The organism is Amycolatopsis sp. FU40 (assembly GCF_021903635.1).
Lineage (GTDB): Bacteria > Actinomycetota > Actinomycetes > Mycobacteriales > Pseudonocardiaceae > Amycolatopsis > Amycolatopsis dendrobii.
On sequence record NZ_CP091381.1, the window covers coordinates 8586762 to 8604668 of the forward strand.

The 17907-nt window shown below is 68.8% G+C and carries 18 protein-coding genes; 9 read left to right on the forward strand and 9 right to left on the reverse strand.

Annotation, left to right across the window (positions count from 1 at the left end; genetic code table 11):
• From L3Q65_RS40725 to L3Q65_RS40745, 5 genes are all read left to right on the forward strand, one after another.
• A complete protein-coding gene (locus L3Q65_RS40725; RefSeq protein ID WP_237598023.1) occupies window positions 1-1026 on the forward strand; it encodes an alpha-hydroxy acid oxidase in 1026 nt (341 codons plus the stop codon).
• Complete coding sequence (locus tag L3Q65_RS40730) at window positions 1023-2345, forward strand: cytochrome P450 (protein WP_182894508.1); 1323 nt, start codon at window positions 1023-1025, stop codon at window positions 2343-2345. Before L3Q65_RS40725 ends, L3Q65_RS40730 begins: the two co-directional genes overlap by 4 nt.
• Window positions 2342-3613, forward strand: a complete 1272-nt coding sequence (locus tag L3Q65_RS40735) for a cation:proton antiporter (protein WP_182894507.1) — start codon at window positions 2342-2344, stop codon at window positions 3611-3613. Before L3Q65_RS40730 ends, L3Q65_RS40735 begins: the two co-directional genes overlap by 4 nt.
• 92 nt (window positions 3614-3705) lie before the next feature.
• The gene (locus tag L3Q65_RS40740) at window positions 3706-4353 is read left to right on the forward strand and encodes a response regulator transcription factor (RefSeq protein WP_182894672.1); all 648 of its coding nucleotides are present in this window, start codon (window positions 3706-3708) and stop codon (window positions 4351-4353) included.
• Window positions 4350-5531, forward strand: a complete 1182-nt coding sequence (locus L3Q65_RS40745; RefSeq protein ID WP_237598024.1) for a HAMP domain-containing sensor histidine kinase — start codon at window positions 4350-4352, stop codon at window positions 5529-5531. The genes L3Q65_RS40740 and L3Q65_RS40745 overlap by 4 nt, the downstream gene beginning before the upstream one ends.
• On the opposite strand, the gene L3Q65_RS40750 is transcribed toward L3Q65_RS40745, so the two are convergent.
• Together L3Q65_RS40750 and L3Q65_RS40755 are read right to left on the reverse strand one after the other, a co-directional pair.
• Window positions 5506-6198, reverse strand: coding sequence for a YitT family protein (locus L3Q65_RS40750; protein WP_237598025.1), 693 nt, complete (start codon window positions 6196-6198; stop codon window positions 5506-5508). The genes L3Q65_RS40745 and L3Q65_RS40750 overlap by 26 nt on opposite strands.
• A gap of 24 nt (window positions 6199-6222) precedes the next feature.
• Window positions 6223-8046: an adenine deaminase C-terminal domain-containing protein gene (locus L3Q65_RS40755; protein ID WP_237598026.1), complete on the reverse strand. Its 1824-nt coding sequence runs from the start codon at window positions 8044-8046 to the stop codon at window positions 6223-6225.
• Window positions 8047-8097: 51 nt separating this feature from the next.
• On the opposite strand from L3Q65_RS40755, the gene L3Q65_RS40760 reads away from it, so the two are divergent.
• Window positions 8098-9006 carry a LysR family transcriptional regulator gene (locus tag L3Q65_RS40760; protein WP_237598027.1) on the forward strand — a complete coding sequence of 303 codons (909 nt, stop codon included), beginning with the start codon at window positions 8098-8100 and terminating at the stop codon, window positions 9004-9006.
• A gap of 168 nt (window positions 9007-9174) precedes the next feature.
• Here the strand turns inward: L3Q65_RS40760 and L3Q65_RS40765 are convergent, their stop codons facing one another.
• Complete coding sequence (locus tag L3Q65_RS40765; protein WP_182894502.1) at window positions 9175-9528, reverse strand: hypothetical protein; 354 nt, start codon at window positions 9526-9528, stop codon at window positions 9175-9177.
• A gap of 40 nt (window positions 9529-9568) precedes the next feature.
• Complete coding sequence (locus L3Q65_RS40770; RefSeq protein WP_237598028.1) at window positions 9569-10009, reverse strand: hypothetical protein; 441 nt, start codon at window positions 10007-10009, stop codon at window positions 9569-9571.
• 146 nt (window positions 10010-10155) lie between these two features.
• Between L3Q65_RS40770 and L3Q65_RS40775 the strand changes: the two genes are divergently transcribed.
• Window positions 10156-10539 carry a hypothetical protein gene (locus tag L3Q65_RS40775; RefSeq protein ID WP_182894500.1) on the forward strand — a complete coding sequence of 128 codons (384 nt, stop codon included), beginning with the start codon at window positions 10156-10158 and terminating at the stop codon, window positions 10537-10539.
• Between the two features lie 36 nt (window positions 10540-10575).
• Window positions 10576-11871: a histidine--tRNA ligase gene (gene hisS / locus L3Q65_RS40780; protein WP_182894499.1), complete on the forward strand. Its 1296-nt coding sequence runs from the start codon at window positions 10576-10578 to the stop codon at window positions 11869-11871.
• A gap of 448 nt (window positions 11872-12319) precedes the next feature.
• Here hisS and L3Q65_RS40785 read toward each other — a convergent pair whose 3' ends face one another.
• The gene (locus tag L3Q65_RS40785) at window positions 12320-12769 is read right to left on the reverse strand and encodes a flavodoxin family protein (protein ID WP_009072659.1); all 450 of its coding nucleotides are present in this window, start codon (window positions 12767-12769) and stop codon (window positions 12320-12322) included.
• Window positions 12770-12779: 10 nt separating this feature from the next.
• Window positions 12780-14408, reverse strand: a complete 1629-nt coding sequence (locus tag L3Q65_RS40790; RefSeq protein ID WP_182894498.1) for a phospho-sugar mutase — start codon at window positions 14406-14408, stop codon at window positions 12780-12782.
• A 57-nt stretch (window positions 14409-14465) separates the two neighbouring features.
• On the opposite strand from L3Q65_RS40790, the gene L3Q65_RS40795 reads away from it, so the two are divergent.
• On the forward strand, window positions 14466-15617 hold the full coding sequence (locus L3Q65_RS40795) for a glycosyltransferase (protein WP_237598029.1): 1152 nt from the start codon (window positions 14466-14468) through the stop codon (window positions 15615-15617).
• Window positions 15618-15665: 48 nt separating this feature from the next.
• Here the strand turns inward: L3Q65_RS40795 and L3Q65_RS40800 are convergent, their stop codons facing one another.
• The 3 genes from L3Q65_RS40800 to L3Q65_RS40810 are packed head-to-tail and all read right to left on the reverse strand — an operon-like array spanning window position 15666 to window position 17853.
• Window positions 15666-16451, reverse strand: a complete 786-nt coding sequence (locus L3Q65_RS40800) for a purine-nucleoside phosphorylase (RefSeq protein ID WP_182894496.1) — start codon at window positions 16449-16451, stop codon at window positions 15666-15668.
• Window positions 16448-16876: an ABA4-like family protein gene (locus tag L3Q65_RS40805; RefSeq protein ID WP_237598030.1), complete on the reverse strand. Its 429-nt coding sequence runs from the start codon at window positions 16874-16876 to the stop codon at window positions 16448-16450. Before L3Q65_RS40805 ends, L3Q65_RS40800 begins: the two co-directional genes overlap by 4 nt.
• Entirely contained in the window at window positions 16873-17853 is a 981-nt protein-coding gene (locus tag L3Q65_RS40810; protein WP_237598031.1) for a hypothetical protein, read from the reverse strand. The genes L3Q65_RS40805 and L3Q65_RS40810 overlap by 4 nt, the downstream gene beginning before the upstream one ends.
• Between the last annotated feature and the right edge of the window lie 54 nt (window positions 17854-17907).

Below are 17907 nucleotides of genomic sequence, written 5' to 3' on the forward strand. Positions count from 1 at the left end.
ATGCGCACGATCGCGGAGCTGGAAGCCATCGCGCGGGAGCGGATGGAACCAGCGCACTACGACTATTACGCTGGCGGGTCAGGCGACGAAGCCACTCTGCGGGCCAACGAAGAAGAATTCCGCCGCCGGGTGCTCGTGCCGCGAGTACTGCGCGGAGTAGGCAAACGCGACCTGGCGGTGGAAATCGCCGGATCACCGTTGTCGATGCCGGTTTTGGTGTGTCCGACGGCCTTCCATCGGCTCGCGCATTCGGACGGAGAACTCGCGACCGCGCAAGCCACCGCGGAGGCAGGCGCGGTTTTCGTGTGCAGCATGGCCTCGACGACGGCGGTCGAGGACGTCGCCAAGGTCGCGGACGTGCTGTGGTTCCAGCTGTATGTGCAGTCGGATCGGGAGTTCACCGAATCGGTGATCAGCCGGGCGGAGAACGCGGGTGCGCGGGCATTGGTGGTCACGGCCGATTCCGCGGTGCGCGGACGACGGGAACGCGAGCACCGGCACGCGTTCCACGATCTCCCTCCGGGGCTGGCCGCCGAGAACATGCGCGACAGCACCGGCCGCGTGCGCGACATCGAGATGCCCGCCGGCCTGACCTGGGACGACCTCATCTGGTTGCGTAACACCACGAAAATGCCGGTGCTGCTCAAAGGCGTGGTGCATCCCGAAGATGCCCGACGCGCGGTGGAGGCCGGAATCGACGGGATCTTCGTGTCCAACCACGGTGGTCGGCAACTCGACGGCGCGATTTCGAGCTTGGCCGCACTGCCCGCCATCGTGTCCGTTGTGGACGGTCAAGTGCCGCTGATTCTCGACGGTGGCGTGCGAAGCGGCGCGGACGTGGTCAAGGCACTCGCCCTCGGCGCGGACGCGGTCGGCGTCGGCAGGCCGGTGCTGTGGGGGCTCGCCGCGGCGGGGCAGGAAGGTGTCGCCGAAGTGCTGGAACGGCTGCGCGAGGAAACGGACACCGCACTCGGGCTGTGCGGGGCGCGGACCCCCGGCGAGCTGACCGCGGACCTGGTCCGATGAAACGGCTTGTGCTCGCCGGAGCGGCCGGGCTGATCGCGACCGCGCCGAAGTGGCTGCCCAGCCGGGTCGTCGCGCTGCGGAACCGGATTTTCGCGCTGGTCAACGGGGACGAGGGCTACCAGGTGCCGGTCGAGGACTTCCGCCGGGTGTACGCCGATCCGGCCGCCGACGGGCGCAGCGAGGGCGCCGCGCTGTCCGACCTGTTCTGGTACTGGCTCGCGCCCGGACCCCAGGTGCACCAGGAACATCTGGAACCGGGCCCGCGCTACGACGAGGTCGCCAAAACCACCCGGAACATCCTGGTCAAGTCGAAGGCCGAATCGCAGGCGCTGACCGAACGGGTCGCCGCGCGCGTGCTCGACCGGATCGAAACCGGGCCGGGACGGCTGATCCGCCTGCGCGACGAGATGATGCCGGTCTGGGCCGAGCTGTACTACGAGCTGGTATTCGGGGAGTCGTGTCCGCCGGAAGCACGGGACCTGATCGTCGGGCACGCAGACGACGTCGTTTCCGCGCTGAAGTGCGTGCGCCCGCGCAACATGCGCCGTCGCGCCCGGCTCACCGCTTACCTGCGCCGCCGCCTTGACGACGTACCGCATCCGCTGCCGTCCCAGCTCACCCGTGAGGAGCAGGTGTTCTATCTGCAAGGGACGTTCTTCAACACCGCGGTCGTGCAGATGTCCGAGGCGATGGCGCACCTGCTGATGGTGCTCGCCGAACATCCGCGAGTGCAGCGGCGGCTCGCGGAAAACCCGGACGACGACGAGTACTTCGACCGCGTGCTGGACGAATGCCTGCGTACCTACCCGCTGTTCGGCATCGCGCACCGCATCACCACCGGCGAAATCGAACTGGCCGACCGGACGATCGAAGCGGGCACCGTACTGCTGTTCAGCTACCCGGAATTCCACCACGCCGGAGTGGACCGCGCGGACGAGTTCGATCCGGAGCGCTGGGCCGGATGCCCCGCGCACGAGCAGAGAAATTTCTTGCCGTTCGGCGTCGCACAGAACCGGCCGTGCCCCGCGCGCGGCCTCGCCCCGGTGACCATGCGGGTGGTCGCCAGGGAATTCCTGCGCCGGTTCACCCTCGCCACGAGCGCCGCGCACACCCGGTCGATTCCCAATCGCGGACCGGTTTTCGTCACGCCGCGCGGAGCACGGAGCAATCCGCGGACCGCGCTGGCCTATTTGGCGGTGCGCGATCGCTGGGAAGACGTGTGGCGCAGCCTCGCGCAGTTGGTGTTCGGCACCTACATGGTGCTCGACGCGCGCCGGCTCCGGTTGTGCACCAAACACTTCCAAGGAGGAGCCCGATGAGTGCCGTAGAAGCCGCACCCGCGTTCTTCCTGGCGGCCGTGGTGATCCTGGCGGCCTGCCGGGCGGTGAACGCGCTCGCCGTGCGGCTCGGGCAGCCGCCGGTGGTCGGCGAGATGGTCACCGGCGTGCTGCTGGGCCCGTCGCTGCTCGGGCTCGTGGCGCCGGGTGTCCAGGAATGGCTGTTCCCGGACTCGGTGCGGACCCTGCTGTACCTCGGCGGCCAGATCGGGCTGGTCGTCTACATGTTCGGGGCGGGCTGCGAATTCCGGCTGAGCGCGCTGAAGGAAGGGCGGAAAACGGTCGCGGCGGTCTCCGCCGCGGGCACAGTCGTGCCGCTCGCGCTCGGCGTGGGGGTGAGCGTGCTCGGCGCGAACTGGGCCGGAATCTTGAAACCCGGGGTGTCGCCGGTGGTTTCGGCGGCGTTCGTCGCGGTGGCGCTCGCCATCACGGCGTTCCCGATGATGGCCCGGATCATCACCGAACGCGGCCTGGGCAACACGAGGTTCGGTTCCCTCGCACTGGCGTGCGGTGCCCTCGACGACGTCCTCGCCTGGATCCTGCTGGCCTTGGTGCTCGGCATGCACGCCGGTACCGCCGGTCCGATCGCGACGGCCATCGGCGGCGGAGTGCTGTTCGTGTTGCTGGTGTGGCTGGTGGTCCGCCGGATCGTCGCGAAGGTGATGGCCAACCCGCGCGTCTCGGTGGATCAGCGGATGCTCGTGACCGCCATGTTCCTGTTCGGTGCCGCGTGGTTCACCGACGTCATCGGGCTGTACGCGGTGTTCGGCGCGTTCGTGCTCGGGCTGGTGTTCCCGCGTGGCGAGGCGGCCGACACGGTGCTCGCGCGGATCATGCCGGTCGGCCGGGTCGTGTTCCTGCCGCTGTTCTTCACCTACTCCGGCCTCAACACGCGATTCGCGCTGCTCGCCGACCCGAAGCTGCTGCTGTTCGCGCTGGTCTGCATCGCGGTCGCAGTGGTCGGCAAACTCGGCGCTTCGTGGGGCGCGGCACGGATGACCGGCGAACCGCAACCGGTCGCGCTGCGGATCGGCGTGCTGGTGAACGCGCGCGGACTGATGCAATTGGTGGCGTTGAACGTTGGGCTGTCCGCCGGAATCGTTTCGCCCGCGTTGTTCACCGTGCTGGTGCTCGTCGCGCTCGTCACCACGATCATGACCTCGCCAGTGCTCGGCTGGCTCGACAAACGCGACGCCCGCCGGTACGCGGACGGGGAAATGCCCGAATTTCTCCTGAGTGGACGAAGCTGAGCGATTGCCTACGAAAGTCGAGGGTCGGATGGCCGGATCACTGCGAGTATGGACCTGTGCACGATGAGGCAGAGACCCCGGCGGCTTCCCGGGTGCTCCTGGTCGAGGACGATCGCGACCTCGCCGGGATGCTCGTCGAATTGCTCGCCGGAGAAGGTTACGAGACCGAAGTGGCCCACGACGGACAGCGCGGCCTGCACCTCGGGCTCACCGGAAGGCACGCGGTGGTGATTCTCGACCGGCGGTTGCCGGTGGTCGACGGCCTTTCGGTGCTGGCCCAGCTGCGCCGCCGGGCGGTGCCCGCGCGGGTGCTGGTGCTGTCCGCGCTGGGCGAGCTGGCCGACCGGGTGCACGGCCTCGACACCGGGGCCGACGACTACCTGGTGAAACCGTTCGAGACCGACGAACTGCTCGCGAGGGTGCGCGCGTTGTGCCGCCGCGACGCGGAGCACGCCGAATCCCTCCCGCTCGGCGCGGCGGCGCTCGACCTCCAGCGGCACGAGGTCGTGCTGCCGCGCGGGGAGCGGGTGACGCTGTCCGGACGCGAGTTCGAGCTGCTGCGCACGCTCGCCCAGCGGCCCAAAGCCATCCATCCGCGTGCGTCGCTGCGCGCGGGAGTGTTCGCCGAGTCCGCTGCTGAGTCTATTGTGGACACCTATGTGTACTACCTGCGGCGCAAGCTGGGCCGCGGCGTAGTGAAGACGGTGCACGGCCTCGGCTACCAGATCGGGGCGGTGTGACCACCGTCGTCGCCCCGGAGGCGCGTGCGCTGCGGCGCGCGCGGCGGACCATCGCGGGCCAGATCGCCGTGGTGATCACGATGGTCGTGCTCGCCGCGGGCGTGATCGCGTACTGGGTGCTGCTGCGCGGACAGGCAGCGGAAACCGAACGGCAGCTGGAATTCGCGCTGGGACACGGGCTTTCCGCGACCCCGCCCGGATGCACCTACCTGGTGACGCCGCAGGGGCACGCGCCTGCCGGGCGGCTCCCGTTCACGCTCCCGCCGATGCCCCCGGTGCCGAACGACGGCGACGTGGTGACCGAAGAACGCGTGCTCGACGGCGCGACGTACACCATCCGCACGGTCAACCGCGGCGGCGAAGTCTGGCAGGCGTACTTCAACGAGCATTATCTGATCTCGGACCGGGAACAGCTGCTGCTAGGGCTCGGGGTGGCCGAGCTGGTGGTGCTGATCGCGTCGGTGCTCAGCGGGTACCTGCTGGCCGGGCGGGCGATCCGGCCGTTGGGCGAGGCGCTGCGCCGGCAGCGGACGTTCGTCGCCGACGCGTCCCACGAGCTGCGGGCGCCGTTGACCCGGTTGCACACCCGCACGCAGCTCCTGGCCCGGCGCGGCGGCGCGGGACCGGCCGAGCTGGAAACCCTGGTGTCGGGAACCCGGGAATTGGGCGCGGTGGTCGACGATTTGCTGTTGTCCGCGCAGGCCTGTTCCGAGCGGCCGCAGCTGGAGCCTGTGCAGCTCGCGGTGCTGGCGGAACAGGCCGTGGCGGCGGAATCGGTTCGCGCGAACGACCGGCAGGTGGACCTCCGGCTGAGCCGTTCGCCCGGGCTGGAGGACGTGGTGCCGGGGGTGCCGACCGCGTTGCGGCGCGTGCTGTCCGCCTTGCTGGACAACGCGATCGGGCACACCCCGCCGGGCGGGTCGATCGAGGTGATTCTCGCCAACCCGGACGCGCGGCACGTCGAACTGCGCGTGTGCGACACCGGGACGGGCTTCCCGCAGCACGAAGCGGAACGGCTTTTCGAGCGGTTCGCCCACGGGCCGCACGGCGAGGGACGGCGGTTCGGACTGGGGCTGGCGTTGGTGCAAGAGGTCGTCGCGGGACACGGCGGGACGATCGCCGCGTTCGGCAAGCCTGGCGTCGGCGCGACGTTCACATTGCGCTTTCAACGGGCTTGAGCTTGCGGGCCTGGAACTTCTTGTACAGGAAGAAATAGAGCTTGATGTACTGGCCGACCAGTACGGCGTTGACGATCGTGCCCTCGCGGATGAAATGCGGTCCGCCGAGAAAGATCAGCCCGATGCCCGCCGAGACGGCCAGCAGGGTGCAGTCGAAGACGGTCTTGATGTTTCCCCATTTGCGGCCGGTCTTCTTCTGCAGGGTGTTGACGAACAGGTCGATCGGCATGAGCACCAGATTGGCGCGGATCATCAGGAAGAGCCCGAACGCCAGCATCGCGTCGGCGAGGAACAGCAACGCGAGATTAGCCGCGTACGGTGCCAGGGAGATCCATTTCGTCGCCATCAGGTTGAAGTCGAGCAGCGCGGCCAGGATCAGCGCCGGGACGAGCGAGAACAGGTTTTGGAGCTTGAATGCTCTTGGCAGCACCAAGAAAGTCAGGATGAGCATGAGCACTTCGAGCAGGAGATTGAACGTGCCCTGGCTGAGCGGCGGGAGCACGAGCGTCATCGTGCGGGTCAGGCTGCTTTGCGGGGAGATGCCGATCCCGGCCCGGATGGCCAGGCCGAGACCGAGCGTCAGCAGGTAGATGCCTGCGATGTAGGTGATCCAGCGCCGGACCACGTTTCCGTTGTCGATTACTCCCGCGTCTTTGTCGTAAGGCACGACCGCGACCTCCTCGTTGAGGGTTTACTTCATGAATCCGAAACGGTCGAGCGAGATGAACAGGGTCAGGAGTTTGTTGACGACGGGCTCGCCTTCGTTGCGGTTGCCCAGTTTTTCGAGCGCGGTGTCGACCGAGCGGGTCGCGTCGACGAGTTCGGCGAGGTTCATATCGGCCATCACGCCGTAGAATTCCAGCGGCAGGCACGCTGTCGTCTCGCCGTCCTCGGTCACGAGGCAGCCGCCGACCAGCGTGTCCAACTGCTTGAGGTTGGCGCACATCTCCGCGCTCTCCCTGCCGACGCTCACGAAGTACGCCGACGGGGCGGGCCAGAACGTCGACACCGCACCGCGGTCGATCGACACGCCCTTGAACAACCCGGTGACGATGTGCCGCTCTCCGTCGGCATAGCGCTGAACGACCGAAATGCGGTTGAGCCGCTTGCCTTCGTGCTCGGGCACGACCGCGCCGTCGCGGAACGGTACCCAGATCTCCTGGGCGAACTTGAGATGCCCGCGGCCGTAGACGTCGAAGAGCAGCACCTTCGCCTGATCGCCTTCTGCGGAGACCTCGATCGGCGTCAGGTCGAGCTGCTTGGACACCAGATCGGCGAGTCCCGGCTTCGGTTTCCTGGCCAGGCTTGAGTAATCGATGCCGACGCGGTTGAGCAGTTTGCGGTCGCGAGCCACCAGTTCGCCGCCCTTGAACACATACCGCGGATTGATTTTCGCGAGACTGTCCGTGAGGACGATGTCCGCGAAGCGACCCGGGCTGAGCGAACCGAGATCCCGGTCCTTGCGGAACGAACGGGCGGCGTACAGGGTGCCCATTTTGATCGCCTTGATCGGTGGCATGCCCATTTCGATCGCGAGCGAGATCACCCAGTCGATATGGCCCTGCCGCAGGACGCGGTCCACCGAGATGTTGTCGGCGCAGAGCTGGAAGTTCTCCGCGGGCCAGCGCCGTTTCACGATGGCGCGCAACATGGTCCGGATGACCTCGGGACTTCCGACACCGAACTTGATCTGCGTGTTCAGGCCGTAGCGGACGCTCTTTTCGATGTCGTCTTCGTTCCAGACGTCGTGGTTGTTGTCGACGCCGATCGCGGGCATGTAGTTCAGCAGCATGTCCGACAGCGCCGTGACCCCCCAATGGCAGTTCACGAATCCGGAATTCGCGCGGCCCAGCGCGGATTTGCGGAAGTCGTCGGCGTCCCCGGTCATGTAGGACAGGTGCGCCAGCTCGCCCAGCCCGATCACCGGGTCCATCTTCAGCATGGCCTCGGTGACGTCCGTCGAGGTCTTCTTTCCCGGCGCGAAAGCGTAAAGCCGGTACGGCAGCTTTTCGTGGTCGGCGAACAAGGTCTGGACGGCTTCCACCGCCTCGTTCCCGGCCGCGCTGGCGAAGTCCAGGGTTTCCCCGAAGACCGTCGTCGTTCCACTCGGGACGATCGCCTCCCCGAACGCCGCCGGATGCGCGAGCTGCGACTCGAAATGCAGATGCGCGTCGATCAACCCGGGGATCGCGTAAAGCCCCTCGCCGTCGAAAACCTCGCGCACCCGCACGATCGACTCGTCGGGGTTCAGTGCGATGATCCGCTGCCGGTAAACGAGAAGCGAGCCGGGACAGACACTTTCCGTGTGCACGTCGACGATGTGGAGATTGCGCAGCAGCAGGTCCGCTTCCCGCTCGCCGGCGAGAATGTCGAAGATCGTGCGTACGTGATCTTCTTGCGCGGCAACGTCTTCCGCCGCGAGCGGGGGATAGGTCGGCGATTCCGGCACGGTGTCCTCACTTCGGTGTCGTTGGTGCACTGATAGAACCCGCCGCACACCGTTGCTGACAAGCATTCATTTTCGTACGACGTGTACTCTTTTTTCGTACGCTTAGGAGGTCCGCCCGTGCTCCACTCCCGGTTGCTGCAGTACATCGACGAAGTGGCGCGCCTCGGCTCCATCCGCGCGGCCGGGGCGAAGCTGCACGTCGCGCCGTCGGCGATCAACCGGCAGATCCTGCTCCTGGAAGCGGAACTCGGTCAGCCGCTGTTCGACCGCCTGCCGCGCGGGATGCGTCCGACGCCGGCCGGGGAGGCGCTTCTCGCGCACGTCCGGCGCACCCTGCAGCAGTACCGCGAGACCGTCGCGGACATCCGCGACCTGCACGCGCTCGGCAGCGGCGAGGTCGTGATCGCGACGATGACCGGCCTGGCCAGCAGCGTCGTCGCCACCGCCGCGGCGGCGTTCCGGACCAGGCACCCGCGAGTCCGGATTTCGATCCGCACGATGACGACGCAGGACATCCTCCGCGCCGTCGAGGCCAGCGAAGCCGACCTCGGGCTCGGCTTCAACGTCCCGCCGTCCGCGCACCTCGAGGTCTGCTGGCAGATGAACACGCGGCTCGGCGTCGTCGTCGCGCCCCACCATCCGCTCGCCGGCGCGGACCCGATCCCGCTCGCGCAGTGCCCGCCCTATCCGCTGATCTTCGCCGACCGGTCGATGGTCATCCACGGCATCGTCGCGGAAGCTTTCGCCAAAGCCGGTCTCGACATCGAACCGGCTTTCCACACGAACTCGATCGAGACGATGAAACGGCTCGCGGCCTCCGGCGACGCGATCGCGTTCCTCAGCGAATTCGACATCGCCGAGGAGATCCGGGACGGACGGCTCGTCTTCCGGCCAGTGCGGGATGCGTTCAGCAACAACGTGGTTTCTTTGGTGCGCCGGGAAAAACACGGCCACGGGCTGGCGAGCCTTTTGCTGGCGGAGGACATCGTGGGCGCGCTGACTCACGCGCAGGCTCCGCGTCCGTGACCGCATGGTGTCCCGGTGCCGGGCTGCGTGGCTCGCCCGAGGCGTCCCAATGCCGCATTGGGGCTTTCGCACTGGCCGAATCGCGCCGCTCGAGCCGGGGCGGCTTCACGCACTGCGCTCGCTGCCCCTCGCTCACGGACCGAAGCGGGAGAGGGGGCAGCAGCCGGCTCAGTCGGTGAGACTGTCCGTCGGCAACAACGCCCGCAGCCGCCGCGTCGTCGCCTCGTACTCGACGTACGCGCGCGAATTCTCCGGCCCGCCGGCGGCCATCAGTTCGTCGTGCGCGATCGCCTGCTCCGCGATCACCGAGGCGAGCTGCACCAGAAACCGGGCCGAGCGTTCGGAGCGGATCGCCATCTCGGCGGAACCCGGCAGACCCCGCTCGGCGAACCCCTCGAAGACGACGGTGTTCTCGCGCTGCTTCTCCGCCAGCAACCGGCAGGTCGCCGATTGCTGGCGGAGCTGGTCGGCATAAGCCAACTGCGGCGAAGCGGCATCCCCGGGCTGGCTCACGCCCGACATGATGCCCGTTCTCCGCCGCGGACACCTACTGGATCGGTTCCTAGAACACGACGACCGTGAACACGGCGGAGACGGCGGCGGTGAACAGGGTGGATTCGGGGTGGAAGACCCGCAGCGTCACGCTCCCGGACACGTTCAGCCGGATGCCGAGGTCGAAGTCGTTGTCCGGCGAGCACGAGGCGGAGGCGAGGTTCACCCAGACCCCGGCCTGGGTTTGTTCCTGGAGGTACAGGATCCCGTCGTCGTCGCCGCGGCCCGCCGGGCCGGTCGCGAAATGCCCGTGGATCCGGACTTGCTCGCCCTTGTGCACCTTGGCCTTGACCGGTCCGGCCTTGATGTGCACCGGCTTCTTCTTGGCCGGCTGGTGCGCCGCCGGAATCGCGGCCTGGGCGGGCAGGGCGGTCGAGCAAAGGCCGGCGAGGGCGAGGGACAAAGCGAGACCGGCCCATCGGGCGCGGCGCCGCATCGAGGTCGTAGTCATGGACTTCAGCGCAGTCCACCGTCGTCCGCTCCGCCGCTCGATTCCCTCGACTGTCGGGTGACAGCACCGACAAGAGGGACCCGGCAGTTTCGTGACACTGTTTTAAAACAGTGTTATGGTGCGCTTCCGCACCCAAGGAGGCGACCATGCACGGCCCAGTCCAGTTGTTCACCGTCATCGCGCTCGTATCGCTGCCCACCGTCATGTACGGCGGCTACGCGCTGAGCGGCGTCCTGCGCCGCGGCGACCTCACCGAGAAGCAGCGCGGGTTCTTCCGCGCCGGGCACGCACACGCCGGCGTGCTGCTCGTCCTCACGCTCGCCGCATTGCAGCTGGTCGAGCACGGCGGGCTCGGCGACCCCGCGCGCTGGATCGTCTGCTTCCTGCTGCTGTTCGGCGTGCTCGCGCAGTCCGGCGGGTTCTTCGTCGCGATGCTGCGCACCCGCGTCGGCATGAGCGTCACGACCGGCGGCGCGGTGCTGCTCGGCGCGGCCATGCTGCTTACCGCTTACGGCGTCGCGTTCCCCTGACGAAATCGCTGGCGCCGGGTCGTTAAGCTGGATGACGTGCCTGAATACCTGTCAACTGCGCCTGTCAAGGGGACCCGAGACTTCCTCCCCGCCGAAATGTCCGTCCGCACGCAGGTGTTCGGCCATCTCTACGACGTGCTGGAGCGCTACGGCTACCTCCGCTACGACGGCCCGATCCTGGAGCAGGCGGAGGTCTACGAGCGGAAGTCCGGCCAGGAGATCGCCGACCAGCAGCTGTACACGCTCACCACGCGCGGCGGCGAACGGCTCGCGCTGCGCCCGGAGATGACGCCGTCGGTGGCCCGGATGATCGCCGGCCACGCGAAATCGCTGTCGTTCCCGGTGCGCTGGTACAGCCACCCGAACTGCCACCGCTACGAGCGCCCGCAGCGCGGCCGCGTGCGCGAGCACTGGCAGATCAACGCCGACATCTTCGGTTCGGAAAGCGCGAACTGCGAGATCGAGATGTTCGAGCTCATCCACGACCTGATGGGCGCGGTCGGCGCGACGCCGGACATGTTCGCGGTGCGGGTCAACGACCGGAACCTGCTGTCGTCGGCGCTGACCGACGTCGTCGGGATCTCGCCGGACCACCTGCCGCAGGTGTTCGCGCTCGTCGACCGGTGGGAGAAGACCTCGGCCGAGGAGCACGCGGCCAGCGCCGCCGAGATCGGGTTGTCGGACAAGCAGTACGAGAAGCTCGCCGAGACCCTCGGCGCCGGTCCGGCGCTGCTCGACGAGCTGCCCGCGGAGGTCAAGGCCGAGTCGAACCTGGTCAAGGTGCTCTCCAGCAGTGCGGCGAGCCTGGTCCGGTACGAGCCGCTGATCGTGCGCGGGCTGGCGTACTACACGTCGACCGTGTTCGAGGTCTTCGACACTTCGCCGCAGAACCGCCGGGCGCTGTTCGGCGGCGGCCGGTACAGCAACCTCGCCTCGATGTTCACCAAGGAGCAGATCTCCGGCATCGGGTTCGGCATGGGCGACGTGACGTTGATGGACTTCCTCGACACGCACGGTCTCACGCCGCAGCCGCGCAGCGAGGTCGACGTCGCGGTCATCCCGGTCACCGAGGAGCTGGCGGACCCGGCTCGCGATGTCGCGACGGTGCTGCGCAAGGCGGGCCTGCGCACCTCGACCCCGCTGGAACTGCGCAAACTGGGCAAGGAGCTCACTCGCGCGGACAAGGCGGGCGCGGTCGCGGTCGTCATCGTGGGCGAGGAGGACTGGGCGGCGGGCCGGGTGACGGTCCGGAGCCTGGCCACGCGCGAACAGCAGCAGGTCGCGGTGGCCGATGTCCCGGCCGCGGTGCGCGCGATGGTCTCGCCTGCCTGATTTTCCCGGGGCGGGTGCCGGTCTCCGGACTGGCGCCCGCCTTCTTTATCCGCCGAGTGGCGGATCCGGTGCGTTTTCGTCACTCACCGCAGTCGGCTGCCGATGAATCAGCTGCCGTCCTCGACCCTCCACAATGGACATAACCGTTGGGCCGGTCGGGGTGCCGGTGGTCCGCTGACTGGGACACGGACCGGTGCCGGATCCATGTTTCCCCGGCTTCGCGGGCCTGGTCGGCGCCCTCGGAGTTGAATCGAGCACGCTTGGTTGCCATTGCAGGGTCGTCATGATCGGTTCTTTGTAGTACCCTTGCGTAGTCGAGGTTGATCGCCTTCGTTGCGAACCCTTGACCTGGCCTGTTGCCGGAGGTCGACCCCCAGGGCTTCCGGTGACAGGCCTCTTTACTTTCCCGGGTAAGGCTTTCCGGTCCGCTCGCCGGACTGCACGCCGCTCACATGAGCGTCGCGGCAAGGGTTCCGCCGAGTTCGGTCACCGCTTCCAGCGCGGCTTTATCCGGTTCGCCCGTCACGAGCACGGGCTCGGCCACCCGGGTCCAGCCGAGCCCGGTCGTGATCGCGTCGAGTTGCCGCACGGTCCCGGACGTGTCGTTGTTGCCGTGCACGTACGCCCCGAACGGACGGCCCTTCGTCGCGTCCAGGCACGGGTAGTACACGGTGTCGAAGAAATGCTTCAACGCGCCGCTCATGCTGCCGAGGTTCGCCGGCGTGCCGAGGAGGTAGCCGTCCGCGGCGAGCACGTCGGCCACCGTCGCGCCGAGCGCGGGACGGCGGACGACGTCGACGCCTTCGATGTCCGGATGCTTCGCGCCGGCGAGCGCGGCCTCGAACATCGCCTGCATCGACGGCGACGGCGTGTGGTGCACGATCAGCAACGTTGGCATGGTTCTCCCGTCAGCGCAGCAGCGCGGTGATCTCCTCCCGGACCGCGTCGAGCACTTCCGTCGCGCTGCGCCGCGCGTCGGCGAGTCCGTCGGTCACCGGAGCCACCACTTGCAGGTACGCCTTCAGTTTCGGTTCCGTGCCGGACGGCCGCACTACGACACGCACGCCGTCGCCGCTCAGCCGGAGCACGTCGGCGTCCGGCAGGAGGTCTTCGAGCGTCACCGGCACCCCGCCGAGCGTGGCGGGCGGGTTCGAGCGCAACGCGGCCATGAGGCGTCCGCGCACGGAAAGATCGGTGACCCGCAACGACACTTGATCGGTGAGGTGCACGCCGTGCCGGGTCGCGATGTCGTCGAGGACGTCCAGCAGCGTGCGGCCCTCGGCCTTGAGCGTGGCGGCCAGGTCCGCGCCCGCGACCGCGGCGGCGATGCCGTCCTTGTCGCGAACAAAGCTCGGGTTCACGCACAGGCCGAGCGCTTCCTCGTACGCGAACACCAAGCCCTCGCCCGCGCGGACCAGCCACTTGAACCCGGTGAGCGTTTCCGCGTAGCGCGCGCCCTTTTCCTTCGCGATTTCGCCGAGCAGCGACGAGGACACGATCGTGGTGGCCACCAACGGGTCTGGATTGTCCGTTGTGGACAGAAGGTGCGACCCGAGCAGGACGCCGGTCTCGTCGCCGCGCAGCATCCGCCAGCCTTCGGGGCCGCGGACGCCGAGCGCGCACCGGTCGGCGTCCGGGTCGAGCGCCACCGCGAGATCAGCGTCCACTTCGGACGCCAGCGCCAGCAGGAGGTCGGTCGCGCCGGGTTCCTCGGGGTTCGGGAACGAGACGGTGGGGAAGTCCGCGTCCGGTTCGGACTGCGCGGAAACCAGGTGCACGTCAGCGAATCCGGCTCGGGACAGCGCGGCCCGCAAAGTCTCCGCGCCGACGCCGTGCAGCGCCGTCGCGGCGATCCGCAGCTCGCGCGTCGTGCCCCGCGGCAGCGCGCCGACCGCGGAAAGGTACGCCTCGCGCGGGTCGACGACCTCCGCGCCGGGCGCGCGCGGAATGCTCCGGGTGGCCGGGGCGGACTGGATCGCGCGCTCGATTTCGCCGTCGGAGGGCGGCACGATCTGCCCGCCGGTGGCGTCGTAAAGCTTGTATCCGTTGTCCGCGGGCGGGTTGTGCGACGCGGTGATCTGGATTCCGGCGACCGCGCCGTAGTGCAGCACCGAGAATGCCAGCAACGGCGTCGGCAACGGCTGCGGCAGCACCTTCACCGCGAACCCGGCGGCGCTCAGCACTTCGGCGGCGGCGGTGGCGAACGCTTCCGAACCGTGCCGCGCGTCGCGGCCGACCACGACCGCGCCGCCCGCGTGCCCCTGCGCGGCGAGCCAGGCCGCGACCCCCGCGGTGGTCCGCGTGACGACCGCGACGTTCATCCCGTTCGGGCCCGCGCGCACCGGTCCGCGCAGACCCGCGGTCCCGAACTCCAGCGGCCCGGCCATCCGGTCGGCGATCTCCTCGATCGCGCCGGGCTCCTTGCCCATCGCGCGGGCGAGGGCGGCGGTCAGCTCTTCGCGCGAGGCCGGATCCGGGTCGTCGGTGATCCAGCGGTAGACGGAATCGCGGAGGCGGGAATCGAGGCTGTCGGACACCCGGGCCAGCTTACGCGGATCCGGAAACCAGGTGGTCTTCGCCGATACCCTGGGCTAGTGCGCATTCTATTCACTTCCCTCGCCTCTTACGGGCACCTTTATCCGTTGCTGCCGCTCGCCGTCGCGGCGCGCGACGCGGGCCACGACGTGGTTTACGCGACCTCGTCCGAATTCCACCCGACCCTGGAGAAGGCCGGTCTCGAACCCGTCGCTGCCGGGTTGACGATGCAGGAGGCGTTCGCCAATCTCTTCGCCGGAGACGCCCGCAGCCGCAAGGAGATCCCGGAAGCCGAACTGAACGAGGCAATCGGCAAGGCCTTCGGCAAGCTGATGCCCACCCGGTTCATGACCGACCTCGCTCCGGTGCTCGCCGAACGGAAACCGGACCTGGTCGTGTACGAAATGGGCAATCCAGGCGGTGCGTTCGCCGCGAATCAGGCCGGTATCGCCGCGGTCGGGCACGGTTTCGGCCGGGTGTCCTCCGGCGGTCCGATGGACCACATCAGCGGTCAGATCGACGCCTTCGCCGCCGAAGCCGGACTCACCGGCAGCAGCAGGCTCTTCTGGGGGCACCCCTTCGTGGACATCTGCCCGCCGTCGGTGCAGGCGCCGGAGTTCGTCGCCGGGGCCCGGCGTGTGCCGCTGCGACCGGTCGGCTGGAGCGAACCGGGAGATCTGCCGTCCGGCATCGAAGGCCGTGACCGCGGCCGCCCGCTGGTGTACCTGACGCTCGGCACCACCCCAGCCAGCCAGGCGCATCTGCTGACCTCGGCGTTGCAGGGACTGGCTTCGCTCGACGTGGACGTGCTGGTGGCTACGGGTCCGGCAGTTGACGTCGCGGCGCTCGGCGAGGTGCCGTCGAATGTGCGGCTGGAGGCATGGGTGCCGCAGTCGGCACTGCTGCCGCACGTCGATCTGGTGGCGCATCACGGCGGCAGCGGGACCACGCTGGGCGCGTTTGCCGCGGGGGTGCCGCAGCTGCTGCTGCCGCAGGGCGCGGACCAGTTCACCAACGCGGACGCGGTGGTCGAAGCCGGTGTGGGAGCGAAACTGGTCGGCGATGAACTGACGACGGACGCGGTCCGCGAGACGGCCGGACGGTTGCTGGCCGACAGCACGGTGGCGGACGCCGTGCGCGGGCTGGCGGAGGAGGTCGCGGGGATGCCTTCGCCGGAGGAGGTGGCGGCGCAGTTGCCGCAGTATGTCTGAGTCGTGAGTGCTGGCACCGGTTCCAACCGGCGCCAGCACTCACGAGGGTCATGCGCGGGTGACGAGTTCCTTCAGCAGCGAACCCATCCGCGTCGCCGACTGCCGTCCGGCCTCGAGGACTTCCTCGTGGTTGAGCGGCTCACCGGTCATGCCCGCGGCCAGGTTCGTGACCAGCGACAGCCCGAACACCTCGAGCCCGGCCGCGCGAGCGGCGATCGCCTCCAGCACGGTCGACATGCCGACCAGATCGGCACCCATGGTGCGCAGCATCCGGATCTCGGCGGGCGTCTCGAAGTGCGGCCCGGGCAGGCCCGCGTACACGCCCTCCTCGAGCGAACCGTCGATCTCCCGCGCCAGATCGCGCAGCCGCTTGGCGTAGAGATCGGTCAGGTCGACGAAGTTCGCGCCGACGATCGGGGAGCGCGCGGTCAGGTTGAGGTGGTCGGAGATCAGCACCGGCTGCCCGACGTTCATGCCCGCGCGCAGCCCGCCGGCCGCGTTGGTGAGCAGCACCGTCCGCGCGCCCGCCGCCGCGGCCGTGCGCACGTTCTGCACGACCGGCTCGATGCCCTTGCCCTCGTAGAAATGCGTACGGCCGAGCAGGACCAGCGCGCGCTTCTCGCCGACCCGCAATGACCGCACCGTGCCGCCGTGGCCGACCGCTCCGGGCGGGGTGAAGCCCGGCAGTTCGCCGAACGGGATCTCCGCGTCGGCGGTTCCGATCACGTCCGCGGCCGGACGCCAGCCCGAACCCAGCACCACGGCGATGTCGTGCTTCTCGACGCCGGTGCGCTCGGCGATGACGGCCGCGGCCGCCTCCTCCAGGTTGCTCATGCCGCCGAGCGTATCCGGGCGCTGCGGGCCACGAGGAACGCGACCAGGCCGAACGGCGACAGGAAGATCGTCAGCAGGAGCAGCGGGCTGAGCACCCACCACGGGATCCGGTGCGTGCGCGCCTCGAAGAACATCCAGCGCGCGATGAACAGGTCGAACGCGATGAGATGCGCCCAGACCAGCGCGGCCCCGTACGACGTGCTCAGGAACCCTTGCAGGACACCGAGATCCGGCCGCTGCATCGCGTGCCACAGTTCCCCGAAGTGCGGGATCGCCAGCACGAAGTACCAGACCAGCGGCAGCAGCGGCACCCACGGCGAGGCCAGGATCCGGCGGGTGCCGCGCCAGCCGGGCAGGAAGATCATCAGCGCCCAGAACGGAACCGCGACGGGGAACGTCCAGGCGAAGACGGTCGGGTCGCTCACCGGACCGCCTTCCGAGCCGGCACCAGGATCGACGCCGCGGCAGCCGCCGCGATGACGCCGACGAGCAGCCCGGCGGCGGCCAGCGTCGTGCCGCTCGGGTGGATGAGGGGTTCGCCGCGTTCGGCCTGCCACAGGATCAGGCCGACGAGCCCCGCGTAGCCGGCCGAACCCGTCCACACCAGCCGCACGCGCACCGCGCTCTCGCGCAGCCGGGGCAGCCGTGTCGCGAGCACGGCGAGCCCGAACGCCAAGAGCGGCAACGCTTGCAGTGCGTGGAGGCCGATGAAGTGCGCGATGCGCAGGTCGCCGCCGGTGGTGCTCCAGCCGAGCAGCGGAAGGCCGGGGCCGCCGTCCGCGACGCCGACGCTGTGCGCGCCGATGAGGTCGGAATGCCCAGTGGCTTTGATCTCGGCCCGTTCGATCGGGGTCGGCTGGGTCATGGTCGCGCCGAGGCCGGCACCGATCAGCGCGAGGACCGCGCTGGTGCGCACCGCCCAGTGCACCGCGCGGTCTTCGATCCGGGTGAACATGAGCAGCACGGTGACCACGAGCGTGGCGAGCCAGAGCCCCGCGACCATGACCCCCATGGCCTGGAACAGCGCGGAGTCGAACGGGGACGTGTTCGCGAAGTGGCTCGGCCGGGCGCGGGCCGCTTGGAAGGCCATCGCCACGTACTCGGCGGCGAACAGCACGACGGAGACGGTCGAGGCGACGTTCGCGATCTTGCGCAACCGTCCGTTCAGCAGCGAGACGAGCCAGCTCCAGGTGAAGTAGTAGAGCCCGCCGGACACGGCGAACTTGAACGGTTTCGCCCACACCGGCGAGCCGAGCAGGGTCCGGTGGTCGATCAGCATCGCCGCGACGGTCAGCACGGTCGCGACGCCCATCGCCGCGGCGAACCACAGCGACGGACGGTGCCAGGTGCGCATCCGGGCGGTGGGCAACGTCGCCGCGGGCGGGTCGACGGTGGTGGTCATGAGGTCCTCCCAGTATGGATAGTGATGCTCTCCACTATGGGAAGTTAAACTATC